Origin of the sequence: Paramagnetospirillum magneticum AMB-1 (assembly GCF_000009985.1) — a bacterium.
GTDB classification, from domain to species: Bacteria; Pseudomonadota; Alphaproteobacteria; order Rhodospirillales; family Magnetospirillaceae; genus Phaeospirillum; species Phaeospirillum magneticum.
In genome coordinates this window covers 4,734,083-4,751,286 of sequence record NC_007626.1, presented here as the reverse complement: position 1 = coordinate 4,751,286, position 17,204 = coordinate 4,734,083, and the positions used below count along the sequence as shown (strand labels likewise).

Sequence of the window (17,204 nt, the reverse complement as noted above, 5' to 3'; positions counted from 1 at the left end):
AGTCGGGGCGGGAGCCCCGCTCATCCCAGGAATGCCGCTCCCGCCAGACACAACCCGCCCAGCAGATGGATGCCCAGGGTAATGCGGATGGCGGCCAACTGGCCCGCCCGCCCGCCGGCCATCAGCGGGGTGGCGGCCAGGGCGGCCAGCATGGTGAGCAGGGGCGGCACCACCGCCCAGGGCGGCAATTGCGACAGCCAGCCCAGCGCCAGCATCAGGGCCGAGGCCACCGCCTGCACCGAGAGATAAAGCGACGGCGCCCCCTTGGCCCCCAGGCGGACCACCAGGGTGCGCTTGCCCGCCTGGGCATCGGCGGCCAGATCGGGCACTTCGTTGACGATCAGGATGGCGGCGGTCCAGGCACCGACGATGGCCGAGCATAAAATCGCCTCCAGCCCCACGCTGCCACTTTGCAGCCAGAAGCAGGCGGCCACCGGCAGGCCGAAGCCCAGGGCCACCGCCGCTTCACCCAGGCCGCGCGACGCCAGGCTGAAGGGGGGCAGGGAATAGGCCAGGGCCAGGGCGCCGCCCACCAGACCGAAGGCCAGCACCCATTCGCCCTTGGCCAGACTGAGGATGCCGCCCAGCCCCGCCGCCGCCAGCAGCAGGGCCACGCCCCACAGCGCCATGGCCCGCAGGCCGAGCCTCCCCTCCTGGATGAAGCGTGAGCCGCCGGTAAAGGGAGGGATGCGGTCCTGATTCAGGCGGTCGGCGCCATTCAACTCGTCGCCCACGTCGTTGATCACGTTGGCGCCCGCGTGCAGGCAGGCCATGGCAGCCGCCGCCAGGGCCAGGGCCAGCGGGTCGGCGGCATGGGCGCGATGGATGCCCCAGGCGCTGCCCACCAGCACCGGGATCAGGGCGGCGGGCAGGAACATGGGCCGGGTGGCGAGAAACAGGGTTCGGGGCAGGCCGGGCATGGGTCCAGACTGGCTTGGCCGGGGATTGTCCGCGTTGACGTGGGTCAAGACGGCACTCTCCCTCCATTCCGATGGCCGACACCATACGCAGGTTTCCGATGCCGGTCCAGACCGCCGGGAACTGGTCGAAAGCCTGATCCTGTGATACCAGTAGGGCATGGCAAGGGTGAGATTCCATGCGTGATCTGGTTGTGCAAGTGATGGATTCCCGTCTGTCCGCCCTGCTGTCCCAGTGGCGGCAGGCCGAGACGGTGGAGGGCGATCCCGCCGCCTATTTCGCCGCCCACGCCGATCACCTGCTGGTCATCGAGACCGAGGGCGGCGCCAACCGCTACGCCCATTACGGCCGCGCCTTCACCGCCTGCTTCGGCCAGGACCTGACCGGGCAGGTCATCGACCTGCTGCCCGCCGACATCCTGCCCGCTGACCGGCGCTTCATGCTGGAATTCGAGTACGGCTTCGTGCGCCGCACCGGGCGCCCCCTGTGGCGCTCCTACACTGCCCTGTTCGGTCAGGACCTGCCGCAGACCTGGCAAAGGCTGGTTCTGCCCGCCGGAAACGGCCGGCTGGTGGTGGGGGCCTATCCCGTGGATGTCCCGCCGCCGGCGCAAGGGGGCGAGGCGCTGCTGCATCTGGTCATCGACCGGGTGCCGGTGGTGCTGGCCGAGGATGGCGGCATCGAGGACCTGGCTCTGTCCCTGGGCGCCTTCTGCGATACCAGCCGCCACATGGCCGAGCTGGAAGAGCTGGCCAGCCGCGATTCCCTGACCCAAACCGCCAATCGCCGCCATTTCGAGCATCTGGCCGGGCTGGAACTGGACCACGCCCGGCGCATGGGCCGCTCCTTCGCCCTGCTGGCGCTGGATATCGACCATTTCAAGCGCATCAACGACACCTGGGGCCACGCCGCCGGGGACGAGGCCCTGAAGGCCTTCGCCAATGCCTGCCGGCTGTCCCTGCGTGAATACGATATTCTCGGCCGGATTGGCGGCGAGGAATTCGCCGTGGCCCTGCCCAATACCGGCCCCGACGGCGCCCGCGTCATCGCCGAGCGCCTGCGCGCCGCCGTGGAGGAACTGGTGGTTCGCCCGGCCAAGGGCGAATTGTTCGACCTCACCGTCAGCATCGGCATCGCCCAGTTGCGTGAAGGCGACCTGACCGTCGAGACCATGTTGGAACGCGCCGATCAGGCCCTCTATCGCGCCAAGAATTCCGGGCGGAACAGGGTGATGGCGGAGGAATAGGGCGAGGAACGCCTTACGGCGTCTCCCGGGCTGCCGCCCGGACCCGCCTGGAGGCGGGGCCTCCAGACCTCCGATCCAATGAACAGGGATGCGCGAAGGGACGAGTCCCTTCGCACGGTTCCCTATTTTCGCCTTTTACCCCAGCAGGCCCTTTTCCATCACCGACACCATGCGCCGGGCGAAGGCGGCGGGGTCGGCGGGGGGCTCGCCTTCGATGATGCGGGCCTGATCGAGCAGCAGGAAGGCGGCGTCTTCCAGGCCGGCATCGGTGCCGCCGGCCTTGACGCGGGCGGCGAGGCCCTTGATCAGGGCGTGGCGGGGGTTGATTTCCAGGATGCGGGCGCGCTCGCCCGGGGCCTGGTTATGGGCGCGCAGCATCTTTTCCAGATGCATGCTCATCTCGCCCTCGGCGGCCACCAGGCAGACGGCGGATTCGGTCAGACGTTCGGACGGGCGCACGTCCTTGACGCGTTCACCCAGGGCCAGCTTGACCGCCTCGATCAGGGTGGTGAGTTCGTCGGCGGGGGCTTCGTCCGCCTTCTTGTCCTCGGCACCCTCGGGCGCCTTGACCTTGGAGAGGTCGGCCCCGGCGGCGGCCACCGAGCGGAAGTCCTTTTCGGCGTAGGAGCGCACGGCCGAGACCCAGAACTCGTCGATGGGATCGGTGAGCAGCAGCACCTCGACGCCCTTGGCGGCAAAGCCTTCGAGCTGCGGGCTCTTCTTCAGCTGATCGAGATCATCGCCGGTGATGGTGTAGATGGCGTCCTGGCCGTCCTTCATGCGCGCCACGTAATCGGCCAGGGTGGTCAGGCCGTCACCATGGGTGGAGCGGAAGCGGCAGAGTTCCAGGATATCGGTCTTGCGCTCGAAATCCTCGTAGATGCCTTCCTTCAGCACCGGACCGAAGGCGGCCCAGAACTCGTCATACTTGCCCTCGGCATCCTCGGACTTCTTCTTCAGCTCGCCCAGGATGCGCTTGACCAGGCCGGTGCGGATCTTGGACAGCACGGGGTTGTGCTGCAGCATCTCGCGGCTGACGTTCAAGGGCAGGTCCTGGCTGTCCACCACGCCGCGCACGAAGCGCAGATAGGGCGGCAGCAGCTCTTCGCAATCGTCGGTGATGAACACCCGGCGCACATAGAGCTTCACATGCTGCTTGCGGTCGGGGTGGAAGATGTCCAGCGGCTTCGACGACGGAATGAACAGTAGGCCGGTGTATTCGATGGCGCCTTCGGCCTTGTAGTGCAGCGTGCTCCACGGCTCGTCGAAGGCATGGGCCACATGGTGGTAGAATTCCTTGTACTGCTCGGGGGTGATCTCCGACTTGGATCGGGTCCACAGGGCGCTGGCCGAGTTGATGGTCTCCTCGTCCTTGTCTGCGTCCTTCAGCGTCACCGGAATGGCGATGTGGTCGGAGTAGCGCTTGACGATGGACTTGAGGCGGAAGGCGTCGAGGAACTCGGTCTCGCCTTCGCGCAGCTTCAAGGTGATGGCGGCGCCGCGCGCGGCATCCTCGGCGGGCGAGACGGTGAATTCGCCCTTGCCGTCCGACACCCACTTCCAGCCCTTGGCCTCGCCGGCCTTGCGGCTGGTCACGGTGACCTCCTCGGCCACCATGAAGGCGGAATAGAAGCCGACGCCGAACTGGCCGATCAGGCTGACGTCCTTCTTGGCGTCGCCGGTCAGGCGGGCCAGGAATTCGCTGGTCCCCGACTTGGCGATGGTGCCCAGATTGGCGATCAGCTCGTCATGGCTCATGCCCTGGCCGTTGTCGATGATGGTCAGGGTGCCCGCGTCCTTGTCGGGGACCAGGCGGATGCGGAACTCGGAATCGCCGTCCAGCAGGTCGGGCTCGGTGATGGCGCCGTAGCGCAGCCGGTCGCATGAATCCGAGGCGTTGGAGATCAGCTCGCGCAGGAAGATCTCCTTGTTGGAGTAGAGCGAGTGAACAACGATGTCGAGCAGCTTGCCGACTTCTGCCTGGAATTGACGCTTTTCTTCGGCCATGACGGTTCCGTCTCCCGGAGTTAGGGGTTGCAAGAATGGGCGCTCTGATATGAGGGGAGCGGCGCCAGCTTGCAAGTGCCGCGATTCTCCGAGACAATGAAGGTTCGCTCCGGACGTTGCCAAGACCATTGTAAATGGCTATGTATGGCGCCCCGAGCTTCAAGGTCCCGCCCAGACGGCGGGATTGATAAAGGAACCGAGTCGCCCGGCCGCTGCCAATCAGTCCGGCAAGGGCGAACCGAGAGAATGGAGACGTTGATGCAGATTCCCCTCCAGATCACCTTTCACGGTGTCGATCACTCCGATGCTGTCGAAACCCGCATTCGCGAAAAGGTGGCCAAACTGGAGCATCTCTTCGATCGCATCACGAGCTGCCGCGTGGTGATCGAGCAGCACCACAAGAACACCTCGAACCTGCACCACAAGGGCGAGCCCTTCCATATCCGTCTCGCCCTGACGGTCCCCGGCGACGAGTTGGTGGTGAAGCGCGATCCCAAGGACAGCCATGTCAATGAGGATATCTATGTGGCGCTGCGCGAGGCTTTTGCCGGCATGGAGCGCCAGTTGAAGGAATACGTCGATCGCAGCCGCGGCAACGTCAAGGCCCGGGCGAACGCCTAAGTCATTCCCGCTCGCATGGGTGGGGTCTTCCCACCCATGCATCAAACTTTCCGATTACCAGCCGCGGGGTAGTTGAAGTTTCCGCGCGGTTCGGATAAAACGCTGCTTCTATTGCAGCGCAGCATAATGCTGCCTCCGTTCTGGCCGCATCATGAATATCGATCTCGCCCGCACCTTCCTGGAAATCGTCGACACCGGAAACTTCAACAAGGCCGCCGAGCGATTGTCGGTGACCCAGTCGACGGTCAGCATGCGCATCCGCGCCCTGGAGGAAGAGCTGGGGCGGCCGTTGTTCGTGCGCTCAAAATCGGGCACCCAGTTGACCGCGGCCGGCATGCAGTTTCGCCGCTATGCCACCACCATGGTCCGGGTCTGGGAGCAGGCGCGCCAGGAACTGGCCCTGCCGGCGGGATTTCGCACCGTGCTGAACGTGGGTGGCCAGTTCTCCCTGTGGGACCGCCTGCTGGTCCAGTGGATTCCCTGGATGCGCACCGCCATGCCCGACGTGGCGCTGAAGGCCGAGGTCGGGGGATCTGACAGTCTGATGCGCCAGCTGATCGAGGGCATGCTGGATCTGGTGGTGATGTATTCGCCGCTGTCGCGTCCGGGCCTGCACATCGAGAAGCTGCTGGAAGAGCGTTTGGTCCTGGTTTCTACCCGGCGGCGCGCCGTGGCGGAATGGGACGAGGATTACGTTCTGGTGGACTGGGGGCCGGAATTCCGCGCCGCCCACAGTCAGGCTTTTCCCGATCTCAAGACGCCGGCGGTCCAGGTGGGCTTGGGGGCCTTGGGGCTGCAACACGTCCTGGCCTATGGCGGCACCGGCTATTTCCCCATGCGGGTGGTGCGCTCGTACCTGTCGGCGGGCCGGCTGTTCGAAGTCACCGGGGCGCCGGAATTCCGCCGCCCGGCCTATCTGGTCCACGCCGAGGACGAAACCCGCGAGGACTGGTTCGACACCGCGCTGGACGGCTTGCGCTATGTCGCCTCGCTGGAAAATGAGGACTGACCGTCCCCGTTTTTTCCCTAATCAGTGCTCATGGTTGTGGCCGCCGAGGTCTTCCTCGGCGTGCTTATGCTCGTGCGGCTTCCAGGCGTGCTTGGCCTGCTGGTGATCGTGGTCATGGCCGCTGTCGTCGTCATGGCCATGGGGGTGGCTGTGCTGGTGCAGGTGGTCGTGCTCATGGGTATGGGCGTGGGCGTGGGTGTGGGTCACGTCCCCATGGGAATGGGGGTGGGTATGGACGTGGCTATGCTCGTGGGCGTGGTGATGCTTGTGCTCGTGCCCGTTGGCTTCGTCGTGGTGGTGGCCGCCGTGCATCCGCCTCTCTCCCGCTCCTGTGACGCGTCGCCATTCTACCCTGGCCGGAGGTAAATCGGAACCTTGGCGGCGAATTAATGGGCGGTATAAGCAATAAAATTGGATAAAATTTTATTCAAAGGTATCGGCATGTATTTGTAAAATCAACAAAGGCATGACCAATGTGATATAAGTGATCACTCCTTTATATGTGTTGATTTCTCCTGTTTACAGGCGCACCGTGAATGGGTTGTGAATGCGTAGACTTGAGATGTGAACAGCATGCCCGGACACAAGTCGGCAAAGACAGGGAAGACTGGTCCAGCGACCCGATGGTCCAATGCGGATCCGGGGATCGAGGCCATCCGCGCCGCGCTGGAGGGTCCGGTGATCGAGGTGCTGCGCAAGGAAGTGCTGGCGCTCAAGGGGCTGCCGCGCAACGCCGCCTACGACAAGGCCATGAACGACCCCAAGATGCTCGACGAATGTCTGCGCCTGTTCCGGACCCGGCCGGAGCTGTTCGCCAATGTGGTGACCGATGCGGCGAAGCAGCCGATCACTGCCGACCATGACGTGCTGGCCTGTGGCCGCACCTTGGCCGAGGCGGTGGCTCTTGTGGTGCGCGCTTCGGCGCGCCGCTATTTCCGCGCCAAGTTGGATTTCCGCTCCAAGTTTCAGGCTCCGCCGCCCAAGCTGTCCCTGATGAAGCGCATGGGTCTGGCCCTGGGTCTGGCTCATCCGACGCCGGTCCACAAGCATGCGGCCAAGCCCCACGCCCGTTCGGAGGCCCTGTATCAGGTGATCCGCGATTACCTGCGCTTTGACTGGCAGGTCATGCTGATCCCCCATTACACCCCCATGAGTCCCTCGCTGGTCAGCGATCTGGGCTCGCGCCTGCTCGACATCCGCGAGGCCGCCGAGTTGCAGGCGCTCAGCGCGCCGGGCAACGTGCCGCGCGATGGGCGGGTGCCGCTGCTGCTCGATGACGCCAAGCGGCTGATGGTGCCCGGCAAGGAGGTCATCGAGTCCGAGATCCTGTGGCGGGTGGTGCAGCAGATGGATCTGGCCCGTCTGTTCCCCAGTTCCGAGACCTCGCTGATCCGCCGTGCCGTCTCCCAGGTGTCGAACACCCATGTGGACGTGATCCGGTCGCTGCTGCCGGTGCTGGGCGGCGACATCCGGCGCTTCACCGCCTTTCTGATGATCGCCTTCACCACCCTGGGCGAGCAGCGCTTCAAGCAGGATTTCTGCCAGACCGGACAGGTCCACGCGGCGCGCAAGCTGGCCGACCGCCTGACCAACGCCGAAACGCCGCCGCCTTGCCTGGACGACATGAAGCGGGTCTATTCCGCCTTGCTGTCCACCGCCTATGTGGGCGGTGTCGAAGCCGGGCCGTCGCGCCTGGAATCCCAGCCCCGGCTGAAGAAGGCGCTGGAGGCCCTGGGGCCGACCTCCAAGCCGGTCTCCATTTCAGGCTGATATGGCGACGGGGCTCCCGCCCCGGTCCCCGGCAGGAGGCGATGCCTCCAGACCACCCTTTTATTCATGACTCAAAAATGGGGTCCGGGGCATTGGCCCCGGGTGGGTTTGGGCGACAGCCCAATAACCGGCCCCCCGCCAGCGTCACCCGCCGGGTGGCCAACCGCTCGATCACCTCGCGATCGTGGGAGACGATGACCATGGCCTGGGGCAGCCCGGCCAGGATGTCCAGTAGCCTTTCCCGCGTCGCTTCATCCAAGGCGTTGGTAGGCTCATCCAGCAGCAGGGCGTCAGGCTCCATGGCCAGCACGGCGGCCAGGGACACCAGACGCTTCTGGCCCCCCGACAGTTTGTGGGTGACCCGGTCTTCCAGGGCGGCGAGGCCCAGGCGGGCGAGCACGGCGTGGACGATCTCGCGGGCCTCGGCCTTGCTTTTCCCCAGATTGAGGGGGCCGAAGGCCACGTCCTCGGCCACCGTCGGACAGAACAACTGGTCGTCGGCATCCTGGAACAGCAACCCGGCCTTGGCGCGGACTTCGACGAAGTCGGCCTCGGCGCGGCGCTCGCGGCCAAAGGCGTGCACGGTGCCGGCCTTGGGGCGGATCAGCCCGACCATGACGTGCAGCAAGGTGGTCTTGCCCGAGCCGTTGGCCCCCAGCAGCGCCACCCTTTCGCCCTTGCCCAGTTGGAAGTCGACGCCGTCGAGCACCGGATGGGTGGTATCGAAGGCGTGGGTGACCTGCTCCAGGCGGATGAGAGTCACGCCACCCCCACGGCGATGACCAGGACCAGACCGGCCACGGAGGCGGCGCCGAAGCCCAGATCCAGCCGCCCCGGCCCGGTCGGGGACTCGTCGTCCAGGGAGGGGAAGCGGCCGGTGAAGCCGCGGCAGCGCATGGCGGCGTCGATGCGCTCGGCCCGCTCCAGCGAACGGACCATCAGCATGCCGAACAGATAGCCGACCGAGCGCCAGCAATGCGGCCCGGTGGTGGGGCGGAACGCCCTGGCCCGCATGGCCAGGCGCAGGCGGCGATACTCATCCTCCAGCACCGACAGGTAGCGGGTGGTGAACAGCAGCAGATGGACGAAGCGTTCGCTGACCCCCAGGCGGCCCAAGGCGCGGCCCAGGGCGGGCGCCTCCATGGAGCCCAGCAGGGCGAACAGCGCCACCGCCACGGCATTGGCCTTGACCGCGATGGAGGCCGCCTGACGCAATCCCTCGTGCGAGGCGTCCAGTCCCCACAGGCTGAACAGCGGCTGGCCGGGCACGGTGAAGGGCAGCATGAGCAGCACCACGACCATGAAGCCCTCCAGGCCGAGCAGCCGGCGCAGGGTGGCGCCCAGGGGCAGGCGGGCGACCATGGCGGCGGCCACGGCCAGCGCCAATCCGGCGCATTGCGCCATCAGGGAGGGAACCAGCACCTCGGCCAGGGCGAACAACAGGGCGGCCAGCAGCCGGGTGCGGGGGTCAAGCCGTTCGATCAGACTCATGACCTGCTCCGTCGCGATTGCAGCCAGGCCCAGCAGCCGAACAGGCCGAAAATGGTGCCGATGCCGCCCATCACGTCGTGCAGCCGGGTGCGGGACTCATAGGCGTCCAGCTGTTCGCGCAGGGGACGGATCTGGCGGGCGATGGCGGCTTCCAGGGCGGCGGCATCACCGGACGGCGCCGCCATCGCCTTGCCCTCGGGCAGGGATGGCGGGAACTGATCGGCGGGAAGGATGAACCGGGCGGCGTGGCCGTCTTCGGATTCCACCGAGATGGTATGGTCCATGCGGGCCGCCGCCCTCTGACGGAAGCCGCCGTCCGGCCCGGTGGCGAAGCTGGCGACCAGCGAGCCGTCGGCGCCCAGGATGCGGCCGGGCACGCCCACCGCCTTGTCGCCGCCGACGAAATAGGCGGAGCCGACGATGTCGCCGCCTTCCACCGAAGCGAAAACCTTCAGCTTGTGGGCCTGGGCGGGGGCGGCCAGCAGCAGCAGGATCGGGAGGGCGGCAAGACGCTTCATGCCAGCGCCTCCGGCTTGACCCGGGCCAGCAGGCCGATGGCGGCCGAGGCGAACACCGCCTCGATCCCCATCACCGGCAGATGGCTCAGCATCACCAGCCGGGCGGCGGCCTCGAATTCGCGGCCCGACGCCGCCAGCGATCCGGCGACCATCAGCCCGGTCAGCAGCACGGCGCTCCCTGAGCAGACGGCGGCGGCCAGGGCGGCGCGGCGTGGCGGCGCCTCCTTGGCGAGGCGGCGGAAGGCCAGACCGGTCAGCACGGCGGGCACCGCCATGTTGACGGTGTTGACCCCCAGCACCAGCAGGCCGCCGAAGCCGAACAGCACGGCTTGCAGCAGCAGCGCCGCCAGCAGGGCGGGAAAGGCGGCCCAGCCCAGCACGATTCCGGCCATGCCGTTGAGCAGCAGATGCACCGAGGCGGGGCCGGCGGGCAGATGAATCAGCGAGGCCACGAACATCACCGCCGACAGCATGGCCACCTTGGGGACCCGCACCGGCTCCAGCTCCTTCAGGCCGCGCGCCACTCCGGCCGCGGCGAGGAGTCCCCCCGCCACCAGCACCGGACCGGACAACACGCCATCGGGGATATGGGCCAAGGGGTGGTGCCTCCCCGCTACTTCATGTCCTGGGCGCGAACCCAGATCAGGCCGCCCAGTTCGGTCTTGGCCGGCTTGCCCGCGGGGCTTTTGGCCGGCATGTCGCTCTCCACCAGGGCGGCGAAGCCCCACCAGCCGGCGCGGGGCATGGCATAGGCGAACTGGCCCGAGGCATCGGCCTTGATCACCTGGGTGATGAAGGGATCGGACGGCGCCTTGACCGAGCCGTCGTTGCGCCACTCGACCTCGATCTCGGCGAAGGGCAGGGCCTTGCCGTTGCGGCGCACGATGCCCCGGAACAGGTTGCCGGTCCACAGGCCGTAGGGCCGGACCAGCGGCTCAATCTCCACCGGCAGACCGACCGGCTTGTCCCAGCCGCCGCCGCCCGCAAAATCCACCACCACCTTGGTGTAGTGGATGATCCACTTGCCCTCGGCCTTCTCCCAATAGGGGGCGGGCTCGACGAAGAAGACGTAGTCACCGGGCTGGTCGAGGCTGAATCCGGCGCCGAACACCGTCTTGTCCCCCCGCTTGGCCGCCGCCAGGGTGGGCTTGAGGTCGCGGGTCTTGCCGCCGGCCATCACCCCGAAGCGCATCGGCGGGGCCATCTCCATCACCGGGCCTTGCTCCATGGGATGGGTGAAGGCCAGATCCAGGCGAATGTCGCGGGGGCCTTGCTCGCCGACGATATCGGCGGAGGGAATCAGCTCCTGGAAGTGGGCGTCTGCCATCGTGGGCAGCCATCCCAGGGCGCAGGCGATCAGGCTTGCGGTCAGGCGCTTGGACACCGGTTTCCCTCTCGGACAAAAAGATTATGCGACTTCGTTCTGTTCTGGCGCAGCATACGCGGCGCGGAAAGACAGGCCAAGCGGATTCGATGGCTGTTCGGGAGAGGCGGCGCGTAAAGCTTGCGCGGGAGGAATGAAATAAGTAAACAGGTACCAAAATACCATAATTAGCCCGGAGAGGCCGTCCCATGTCCCACTTCCTCCGCCTCGGCGTTCTGTCCCTGATGCTGCTGGCCCCGTCCCTGCCGGCGCTGGCCGCCGGCGCCGATCTCGGCCAGGCTGCCCGGCAGGCTACCAACTGGCACGCCATCCTGATGTTCGTGGGCTTCGTCCTGCTGACCCTGGGCATTACCTGGTGGGCCTCCAAACGCACGAAATCGGCGGCGGACTTCTATACGGCCGGGGGCGGTATCACCGGCTTTCAGAACGGGCTGGCCATCGCCGGTGACTTCATGTCGGCGGCATCCTTCCTGGGGGTGACCGCCCTGCTCTACGGCACCGGCCTGGACGGCATGGTTTATGCCGTGGGCGTGGTGGTGGGCTGGCCGCTGATGCTGTTCCTGATCGCAGAGCCGCTGCGCAACCTCGGCAAGTACACCTTCGCCGACGTGGTGGCGTATCGTCTGGCCAAGGTGCCGGTGCGGACCTATGCGGCGTTCAGCTCGCTGACCGTGGTGGTGTTCTACCTGATCGCCCAGATGGTCGGCGCCGGGCAGCTGATCAAGCTGCTGTTCGGCATGGACTACCTGTACGCCCTGTTCCTGGTGGGCGGGCTGATGATGATCTACGTCACCTTCGGCGGCATGGCCGCCACCACCTGGGTGCAGATCATCAAGGCGGTGCTGCTGCTGTCGGGCGCCACCTTCATGGCGGGGGCGGTGCTGTCCCGCTTCGGCTTCTCGCCCGAGGCCATGTTCGCCAAGGCCGTTCAGGTCAAGGGCTCCAACGCCATCATGTCGCCGGGCCTGCTGTTCAAGGACCCCATCGACACCATTTCCCTGGCCATGGCGCTGGCCTTCGGCACCGCCGGCCTGCCTCATATCCTGATGCGCTTCTTCACGGTGCCCGACGCCAAGGAGGCACGCAAATCGGTGTTCTACGCCACCGCTTTCATCGGCTTCTTCTATGTGCTGGCGGTGGTGATCGGCATCGGCGCCATCGCCCTGGTGGCCACCGACCCGACCTATCTGGCCGACGGCAAGGCGCTGAAGGGCGGCGGCAACATGGCGGCCGTGTGGCTGGCCCATGCGGTGGGCGGCGATTTGTTCCTGGGCTTCATCTCGGCGGTGGCCTTCGCCACCATCCTGGCCGTGGTGGCGGGGCTGACCCTGGCGGGCGCCTCGGCCATTTCCCACGATCTCTACGCCAACGTCTTCGCCCGCGGCCACGCCAAGGAGGAGACCGAACTGCGCATCTCGCGGCTGGCCAGTCTGGCGCTCGGCGTGATCGCCATCATCCTGGGCATGCTGTTCGAGAAGCAGAACATCGCCTATCTGGCCGGTCTGACCCTGGCCATCGCCGCCTCGGCCAATTTCCCGCTGCTGCTGCTGTCCATGCTGTGGCCGGGCCTGACGTCGCGCGGAGCCATCCTGGGCGGCGTTGCCGGGCTGGTCTCGGCGGTGGTGCTGACCGTGCTGGGGCCGGCGGTGTGGAAAGCCGTGCTGGGCAACCCCCAGCCCATCTTCCCCTGGGGCAATCCCGCCCTGTTCTCGGTGGCGGCGGGGTTCGCCGCCACCTGGTTCTTCTCGGTCACCGACGGCAGCGAGCGGGCGGTGCGGGAGAAGGCCGAGTTTAATGCCCAGTTCGTCCGTTCGCAGACCGGGCTGGGGGCGGAAGGAGTCTCGGCTCACTGATCCGTCCCCCGGGCGGCCGGGGTCAGCGGCCCTTGTCGCTTCTCAGCACGTAAAGGCCGGACGCCATCACCACCAGGGCGCCGGCCAGCGTGTTGAGAGTCGGAATTTCGGAGAACAGCAGCCAGCCCAGGCTGGCCGACACCACGATGTGGAAATAGTCGAAGGGCGCCACCAGCGACGCCGGGGCGAGCCGCACCGCCTGGCTGATCAGCAACTGGGCGATTCCGCCCAGAATGCCGGTGGCGGCGAACAGGCCCCAGGCCTGGGTGTCGGGCGTCCGCCACACCAGGGGCAGCGCCGCGCCGCACAGGATCATGGTCAGGACGGAGAACCAGAACACCGTGGTGACCGCCGCCTCGGTCCGGCCCATCACCCGCATCAGCACGATCACCAGGGCGTAGAGGAAGGTTCCGGCCACGGCCAGGGCGGCACCTAGGCCCAGCAGGTCGCCGGCCCAGGCCTCGGGTCCCGCCACCAGCAAGATGCCGCCGAATCCCGCCGCCACCGCCAGCCAGCGGCCCAGGGAAACGTGCTCTTTCAACAGCGGAACCGACAGGGCGGTGATCAGCAGCGGGGCGGCGAAGCCGATGGCGGTGACCTGGGCCAGGGGTAGCCGGTGGATGGCCTGGAAGAAGCACCCCACCGCCACCAGGGCGATGGTCGAGCGGATCACGTGGGTCCACGGCCGCTGGGTGGCCACACTTCGCAGGCCGCCGCGCCACACCAGCGGAACCAGCGGCAGCAACCCGAACGCCGCCCGGAAGAACAGCACCTGGACCACCGAATAATCCGCCGCCATCAGCAGCTTGGCCAGGGCATCCATGCCGGCGAACAGTGAGGTGGCGGCCAGCATGGCGGCGATTCCGCCCGCATGATGAGGGCGGAGAGAGCCGGGGCTGTGAAAATCCGATGACAAGGCCGGGAATCCTCTTGATATCCAGAGGCTGAGAAGCCATATGCAACAGGGTGAATCGCAGCTTAATACAAACAGTTACCGCGTTGCACAATACTTGCTGCGCCGCAAAATAACCTTAAAAAACATAATAAATGATACCAATGCGACTCTGTTAATTCTTGGGCGTGTCAGGTATAGTCCAGTCAATGTCAAATCCGGAAAGAAGGGGGCTGCCATGCTGTCAAGCGCGTACAGATCCACCCCGCAACCGGCCGAAGTCCCGACCGCACGCCGTTTCAGCGCTGCGCTCGGCGGCCGCTCCGCCCGCGCCATCGCCTATTACAGCGGCGGCAGGGAGCCGAGTCTGGACGAGGTCATGTCCGACCCCATCGTACACCGCCTGATGGCCCGCGATGGCGTGGCCCTCGAATCCCTAACCACCCTGATCGCCGAGGTGCGCGGACGCCTGCTGTAGGGCCGAAGGCTTTCCCGTCGATGGCAAAAGCCCCCGAAAGGGGGCTTTCTTGCTGCCGGAATCAGCGCCGGGACGAGGGCGGAGCCAGTTGCTCCGAGCGGATGCCGCCCGACGGTGCCGCACGCGGCGCTGGGGCCGAATCATAACCGCCGCCGCTGCTGTCCGATTGCTTGGGCGCCACCGTCACCGACACCAGCGAGCCATAGACGGTGCGCCGCTCCACCTGAACGGTGGCGGCGCGATCGCCGCGCACATAGGTCAGCACGCTGGTTTCGGCGGTGACGCTCATCATGGGCTGCCAGCCGAAATTAGGCATCTGCTGCTGGTAGAAGGCGGTGACCTCGTTGGCGGAATTGTACAGCGTCAGCACCACCCGGCCGGTCCAGCGGTCGCGATCGGACAGGATCAGCGAGCGGTCGTTGTCCATGGTGGCGCCGGACGGAATGGGAATGTCAGTGACCAACTGGAAATTGGCCGGCTGATCGCCCCCCGCGCTGGCTGCCGAGCTGGGCGGCAGGTCGGTGCCGCGCGTGCAGGCGGCCGCCCCCAGGGCGACGGCGAGACAGAAGGCAATGCGGAAGGACGAGCCGATCATGGCTTTGAAAATACTGTGAAGACTGGGGCGGAACAAGGGAATGTTTGCATTTTACCGCGCTGCCCCAAGATGTGGGCATCCCTTCGAGCCTGTCATTCCGACGACCAGCGGGAGGAGGAATCTCCGCCCGGTAGGACGGGGGCGGATCGGAACCGCAGGATCAGGAGGAGATCCCTCGCTTGCGCTCGGGATGACGGACCGCTCTACCCCAAGGGATAATGCTCCAGGGCATCGTATTGCGCCCCTTGGCGGCCGAGGGTGGAGCGGAACAGGGTGAAGCGTTCCACCGCCACATGCTCCTCGCGGAAGGGGCCGGTGGCGTCGATGAAGTCCTGGATGCGCCCCGGCGGAGTGTGCTTGAGCCGGGCCAGGGTGACATGGGGGTTGAACCGGCGCGTCTCGGGCTCGGCGCCCGCCTGGACCGCGGCGGATTCGATGCGGGCCGCCAGCCGCGACAGCGCGTCGGAACGCTCGACCCCCAGCCACAGCGTGTGGGCCTGATGGCGGTCTCCGAACAGGCCCAGCCCGGCCAGGGTCAGGGCGAAGGGCGGCTCGACCAGGGCGTCGAGGCCGCGATGAATCTCCTCGGCCAGATCTTCGTCCACCTCGCCGATGAAGCGCAGCGTCAGATGCAGGTTGGCGGGCTCGATCCAGCGGGCGCCGGGCAGGCCCCGCTGCAGCGTGGCGATCCGGGCGGTCAGCTCCTCGTCGAAGCCGATGCCCACGAACAGGCGGATCACGGCTTGGCCCCCGGCAGCAGGGTCAGGATTCCGGTGAAGCCGTACAGGTGGTCGCGGCTGATCTCGCCATTGGCGAAATAGCCGATCAACGGGAAGTCGCCCAGCACCTCGTGCAGCAAGTCCGGCTCGGCGCCCTGGTGGCCGAACATGTATTCGCCGCGTCCGGTGCACGAGACGTAGAGACCGGCCCGGATGGGGCGGCCGTCCAGGCGCTCCTTCAGGCCGGTCAGCATGCGGCGCAGATCGGTGCGGGCGGCGTTGGCGTCGCGGCGCACGAACATCAGCGTGCCGCCTTCCTCCACATGGTCGCCGATGGCGATCCAGCCCTGGTTGGGATCGATGCCGATCAGGGTGCGGACCTGATAATCGTGGTCGTCCTCGCCCTCGGCCGGCAGGCCCACATGGATGTAGCCGGCGATGCGCCGCAGGTCGCGGGCCAGCAATTCGCCCACCTCCTCCTTCAGCACTTCCAGCGCCGGGCGGCCGTCCAGCGCCATGACCACACCCTGCCAGGATTCGGTGACGGTGTGGATGGCGCCGAGCGGCGAGCAGCCCTGGGTCATGCCGGTGAGCACCTCGATGCCCGAGCCCAGCAGCACGCCGGTCAGGCCGCCATCGGTGGCGATGCCGGCCAGTTGGGCGGCCGGGCCGGAGGCCGACATCAGTCCGCCGGCCAGCATCCCCGCCTCGGCGGCCAGATCGACGACGGCCTTGGGCACGTCGGGATCGCGGGGATCGCCATGCACCAGCCCGACACAGGGAAAGTGGCGCTTCGTCCAGTCTCCGGCATCGCCGATGAAGACGCGGAACTGGTCGGGGGGCAGGTGGCCGACCATGGCGGCCAGGGCGCCGTCCTCGCGGATTTCCTCGCCAGCCACGCATAGGCCGGGGGCGATTCCGCCCACCCAATGCTCGATGCGGGTGGTCTCGCGCAGGAAGGTCAGCATGGAGGACAGATTGGGGGCGAACAGCTCGGTGGCGTAGAGGAAGCCGAAATTGGCTCCCTCCGGCAGGGGGGTCAGGCGGTCGAGGCAGGCCTTGGCGGCGCTTCCCCAATGCTCGCCCCGGGCATGGGCGACGCGGAAGGAGCCGGCGGTCATGGCGTTCCCCTTTCCAGCAATCGGCGCACCGAGGGCAGGATGCGCCCGACGATCACGCCGACGCCCTTGGCATTGGGATGCAGTCCGTCGGGCAGGCACAGGCCGCGGTCGCCGGCCACCCCATCCAGGAAGAAGGGATAGAAGACCACGTCGTGCTCGGCGGCGAGGCGGGCGAAGACCGCCTTGAACTCGGCCTCGAAGGCCTTGCCGTAATTGGGCGGCGCCAGCATGCCGGCCAGCAGCACGGGAATGCCCGCCGCCGTCAGTCGCTTCAGGATGGCGTCGAGATTGGCGTGGGTCAGCTTGGGGTCGAGGCCGCGCAATCCGTCATTGGCGCCCAGTTCCAGGATGGCGAGGTGGGGCTTGGCGCCCAGCGCCCAGTCCAGGCGGGCCTTGCCCCCCGCCGTGGTGTCGCCGGAGACACCGGCATTGATCACGGTGACGTCGCGCCCCTCGGCGCGCAGCACCCGTTCCAGCTGGGCGGGAAAGGCCTCCTCGGGCGCCAGGCCATAGCCGGCGGTCAGCGAATCCCCCAGGGCCAGAATGCGTCGTCCGCTCGCCGTTCCGGCCATGGCGCCACCT

The 17,204-nt window shown here is 67.0% G+C and carries 19 protein-coding genes; 6 read left to right on the top strand and 13 right to left on the bottom strand.

Translation table 11 applies throughout. The features are described from left to right. Window positions 1-20 precede the first annotated feature (20 nt). On the bottom strand, window positions 21-968 hold the full coding sequence (locus AMB_RS21980) for a prenyltransferase (RefSeq protein WP_011386693.1): 948 nt from the start codon (window positions 966-968) through the stop codon (window positions 21-23). A gap of 128 nt (window positions 969-1,096) precedes the next feature. Between AMB_RS21980 and AMB_RS21975 the strand changes: the two genes are divergently transcribed. After that, complete coding sequence (locus tag AMB_RS21975) at window positions 1,097-2,164, top strand: GGDEF domain-containing protein (protein WP_011386692.1); 1,068 nt, start codon at window positions 1,097-1,099, stop codon at window positions 2,162-2,164. Between the two features lie 135 nt (window positions 2,165-2,299). Here AMB_RS21975 and htpG read toward each other — a convergent pair whose 3' ends face one another. Next, the gene (gene htpG, locus AMB_RS21970) at window positions 2,300-4,171 is read right to left on the bottom strand and encodes a molecular chaperone HtpG (RefSeq protein ID WP_043745639.1); all 1,872 of its coding nucleotides are present in this window, start codon (window positions 4,169-4,171) and stop codon (window positions 2,300-2,302) included. A gap of 258 nt (window positions 4,172-4,429) precedes the next feature. Here htpG and AMB_RS21965 point away from each other — a divergent pair, with 258 nt between their 5' ends. Together AMB_RS21965 and AMB_RS21960 are read left to right on the top strand one after the other, a co-directional pair. Next, window positions 4,430-4,792, top strand: a complete 363-nt coding sequence (locus tag AMB_RS21965) for an HPF/RaiA family ribosome-associated protein (RefSeq protein WP_041042221.1) — start codon at window positions 4,430-4,432, stop codon at window positions 4,790-4,792. A gap of 151 nt (window positions 4,793-4,943) precedes the next feature. Then, the gene (locus AMB_RS21960) at window positions 4,944-5,801 is read left to right on the top strand and encodes a LysR family transcriptional regulator (RefSeq protein WP_011386689.1); all 858 of its coding nucleotides are present in this window, start codon (window positions 4,944-4,946) and stop codon (window positions 5,799-5,801) included. A 21-nt stretch (window positions 5,802-5,822) separates the two neighbouring features. Here AMB_RS21960 and AMB_RS25475 read toward each other — a convergent pair whose 3' ends face one another. Beyond that, window positions 5,823-6,113 carry a hypothetical protein gene (locus AMB_RS25475; protein ID WP_148207518.1) on the bottom strand — a complete coding sequence of 97 codons (291 nt, stop codon included), beginning with the start codon at window positions 6,111-6,113 and terminating at the stop codon, window positions 5,823-5,825. Window positions 6,114-6,479: 366 nt separating this feature from the next. Here AMB_RS25475 and AMB_RS21950 point away from each other — a divergent pair, with 366 nt between their 5' ends. Next, window positions 6,480-7,571, top strand: a complete 1,092-nt coding sequence (locus tag AMB_RS21950; protein ID WP_148207517.1) for a hypothetical protein — start codon at window positions 6,480-6,482, stop codon at window positions 7,569-7,571. A 64-nt stretch (window positions 7,572-7,635) separates the two neighbouring features. Here the strand turns inward: AMB_RS21950 and AMB_RS21945 are convergent, their stop codons facing one another. From AMB_RS21945 to AMB_RS21925, 5 genes are read right to left on the bottom strand one after another with little or no spacing between them, the layout of a single operon-like run. Next, the gene (locus AMB_RS21945) at window positions 7,636-8,334 is read right to left on the bottom strand and encodes an energy-coupling factor ABC transporter ATP-binding protein (RefSeq protein ID WP_011386686.1); all 699 of its coding nucleotides are present in this window, start codon (window positions 8,332-8,334) and stop codon (window positions 7,636-7,638) included. Further along, a complete protein-coding gene (gene cbiQ / locus AMB_RS21940) occupies window positions 8,331-9,062 on the bottom strand; it encodes a cobalt ECF transporter T component CbiQ (protein WP_011386685.1) in 732 nt (243 codons plus the stop codon). The genes AMB_RS21945 and cbiQ overlap by 4 nt, the downstream gene beginning before the upstream one ends. Further along, the gene (locus AMB_RS21935) at window positions 9,059-9,580 is read right to left on the bottom strand and encodes a hypothetical protein (RefSeq protein WP_011386684.1); all 522 of its coding nucleotides are present in this window, start codon (window positions 9,578-9,580) and stop codon (window positions 9,059-9,061) included. Before AMB_RS21935 ends, cbiQ begins: the two co-directional genes overlap by 4 nt. Next, complete coding sequence (gene cbiM / locus AMB_RS21930) at window positions 9,577-10,176, bottom strand: cobalt transporter CbiM (RefSeq protein ID WP_011386683.1); 600 nt, start codon at window positions 10,174-10,176, stop codon at window positions 9,577-9,579. The genes AMB_RS21935 and cbiM overlap by 4 nt, the downstream gene beginning before the upstream one ends. Window positions 10,177-10,193: 17 nt before the next feature. Further along, entirely contained in the window at window positions 10,194-10,964 is a 771-nt protein-coding gene (locus AMB_RS21925) for a DUF4198 domain-containing protein (RefSeq protein WP_011386682.1), read from the bottom strand. A 188-nt stretch (window positions 10,965-11,152) separates the two neighbouring features. Here AMB_RS21925 and AMB_RS21920 point away from each other — a divergent pair, with 188 nt between their 5' ends. After that, a complete protein-coding gene (locus tag AMB_RS21920; RefSeq protein ID WP_011386681.1) occupies window positions 11,153-12,817 on the top strand; it encodes a cation acetate symporter in 1,665 nt (554 codons plus the stop codon). A gap of 22 nt (window positions 12,818-12,839) precedes the next feature. Here AMB_RS21920 and AMB_RS21915 read toward each other — a convergent pair whose 3' ends face one another. Beyond that, window positions 12,840-13,670 (bottom strand): DMT family transporter, encoded by an 831-nt coding sequence (locus tag AMB_RS21915; RefSeq protein ID WP_231848925.1) that lies wholly within the window; start codon window positions 13,668-13,670, stop codon window positions 12,840-12,842. 277 nt (window positions 13,671-13,947) lie between these two features. Here AMB_RS21915 and AMB_RS21910 point away from each other — a divergent pair, with 277 nt between their 5' ends. Then, window positions 13,948-14,187, top strand: a complete 240-nt coding sequence (locus AMB_RS21910; RefSeq protein WP_043745632.1) for a hypothetical protein — start codon at window positions 13,948-13,950, stop codon at window positions 14,185-14,187. A 61-nt stretch (window positions 14,188-14,248) separates the two neighbouring features. Here AMB_RS21910 and AMB_RS21905 read toward each other — a convergent pair whose 3' ends face one another. The 4 genes from AMB_RS21905 to AMB_RS21890 form a co-directional block, all read right to left on the bottom strand. Then, window positions 14,249-14,782, bottom strand: coding sequence for a hypothetical protein (locus AMB_RS21905; RefSeq protein WP_231848924.1), 534 nt, complete (start codon window positions 14,780-14,782; stop codon window positions 14,249-14,251). Between the two features lie 203 nt (window positions 14,783-14,985). Further along, window positions 14,986-15,522: an RNA 2',3'-cyclic phosphodiesterase gene (thpR, locus tag AMB_RS21900; protein WP_011386677.1), complete on the bottom strand. Its 537-nt coding sequence runs from the start codon at window positions 15,520-15,522 to the stop codon at window positions 14,986-14,988. Further along, window positions 15,519-16,622, bottom strand: coding sequence for an FIST signal transduction protein (locus AMB_RS21895; RefSeq protein WP_011386676.1), 1,104 nt, complete (start codon window positions 16,620-16,622; stop codon window positions 15,519-15,521). Before AMB_RS21895 ends, thpR begins: the two co-directional genes overlap by 4 nt. Next, complete coding sequence (locus tag AMB_RS21890) at window positions 16,619-17,194, bottom strand: arylesterase (protein ID WP_043745626.1); 576 nt, start codon at window positions 17,192-17,194, stop codon at window positions 16,619-16,621. Before AMB_RS21890 ends, AMB_RS21895 begins: the two co-directional genes overlap by 4 nt. Between the last annotated feature and the right edge of the window lie 10 nt (window positions 17,195-17,204).

Excerpts from the sequence above, each read along its gene's own strand:
- AMB_RS21975 (WP_011386692.1), top strand. The coding sequence starts at position 1,097 with ATGCGTGATCTGGTTGTGCAAGTGATGGATTCCCGTCTGTCCGCCCTG.
- htpG (WP_043745639.1), bottom strand. The coding sequence starts at position 4,171 with ATGGCCGAAGAAAAGCGTCAATTCCAGGCAGAAGTCGGCAAGCTGCTC.
- AMB_RS21965 (WP_041042221.1), top strand. The coding sequence starts at position 4,430 with ATGCAGATTCCCCTCCAGATCACCTTTCACGGTGTCGATCACTCCGAT.
- AMB_RS21960 (WP_011386689.1), top strand. The coding sequence starts at position 4,944 with ATGAATATCGATCTCGCCCGCACCTTCCTGGAAATCGTCGACACCGGA.
- AMB_RS25475 (WP_148207518.1), bottom strand. The coding sequence starts at position 6,113 with ATGCACGGCGGCCACCACCACGACGAAGCCAACGGGCACGAGCACAAG.
- cbiQ (WP_011386685.1), bottom strand. The coding sequence starts at position 9,062 with ATGAGTCTGATCGAACGGCTTGACCCCCGCACCCGGCTGCTGGCCGCC.
- AMB_RS21935 (WP_011386684.1), bottom strand. The coding sequence starts at position 9,580 with ATGAAGCGTCTTGCCGCCCTCCCGATCCTGCTGCTGCTGGCCGCCCCC.
- AMB_RS21920 (WP_011386681.1), top strand. The coding sequence starts at position 11,153 with ATGTCCCACTTCCTCCGCCTCGGCGTTCTGTCCCTGATGCTGCTGGCC.
- AMB_RS21915 (WP_231848925.1), bottom strand. The coding sequence starts at position 13,670 with ATGCTGGCCGCCACCTCACTGTTCGCCGGCATGGATGCCCTGGCCAAG.
- AMB_RS21910 (WP_043745632.1), top strand. The coding sequence starts at position 13,948 with ATGCTGTCAAGCGCGTACAGATCCACCCCGCAACCGGCCGAAGTCCCG.
- AMB_RS21905 (WP_231848924.1), bottom strand. The coding sequence starts at position 14,782 with ATGATCGGCTCGTCCTTCCGCATTGCCTTCTGTCTCGCCGTCGCCCTG.
- AMB_RS21895 (WP_011386676.1), bottom strand. The coding sequence starts at position 16,622 with ATGACCGCCGGCTCCTTCCGCGTCGCCCATGCCCGGGGCGAGCATTGG.
- AMB_RS21890 (WP_043745626.1), bottom strand. The coding sequence starts at position 17,194 with ATGGCCGGAACGGCGAGCGGACGACGCATTCTGGCCCTGGGGGATTCG.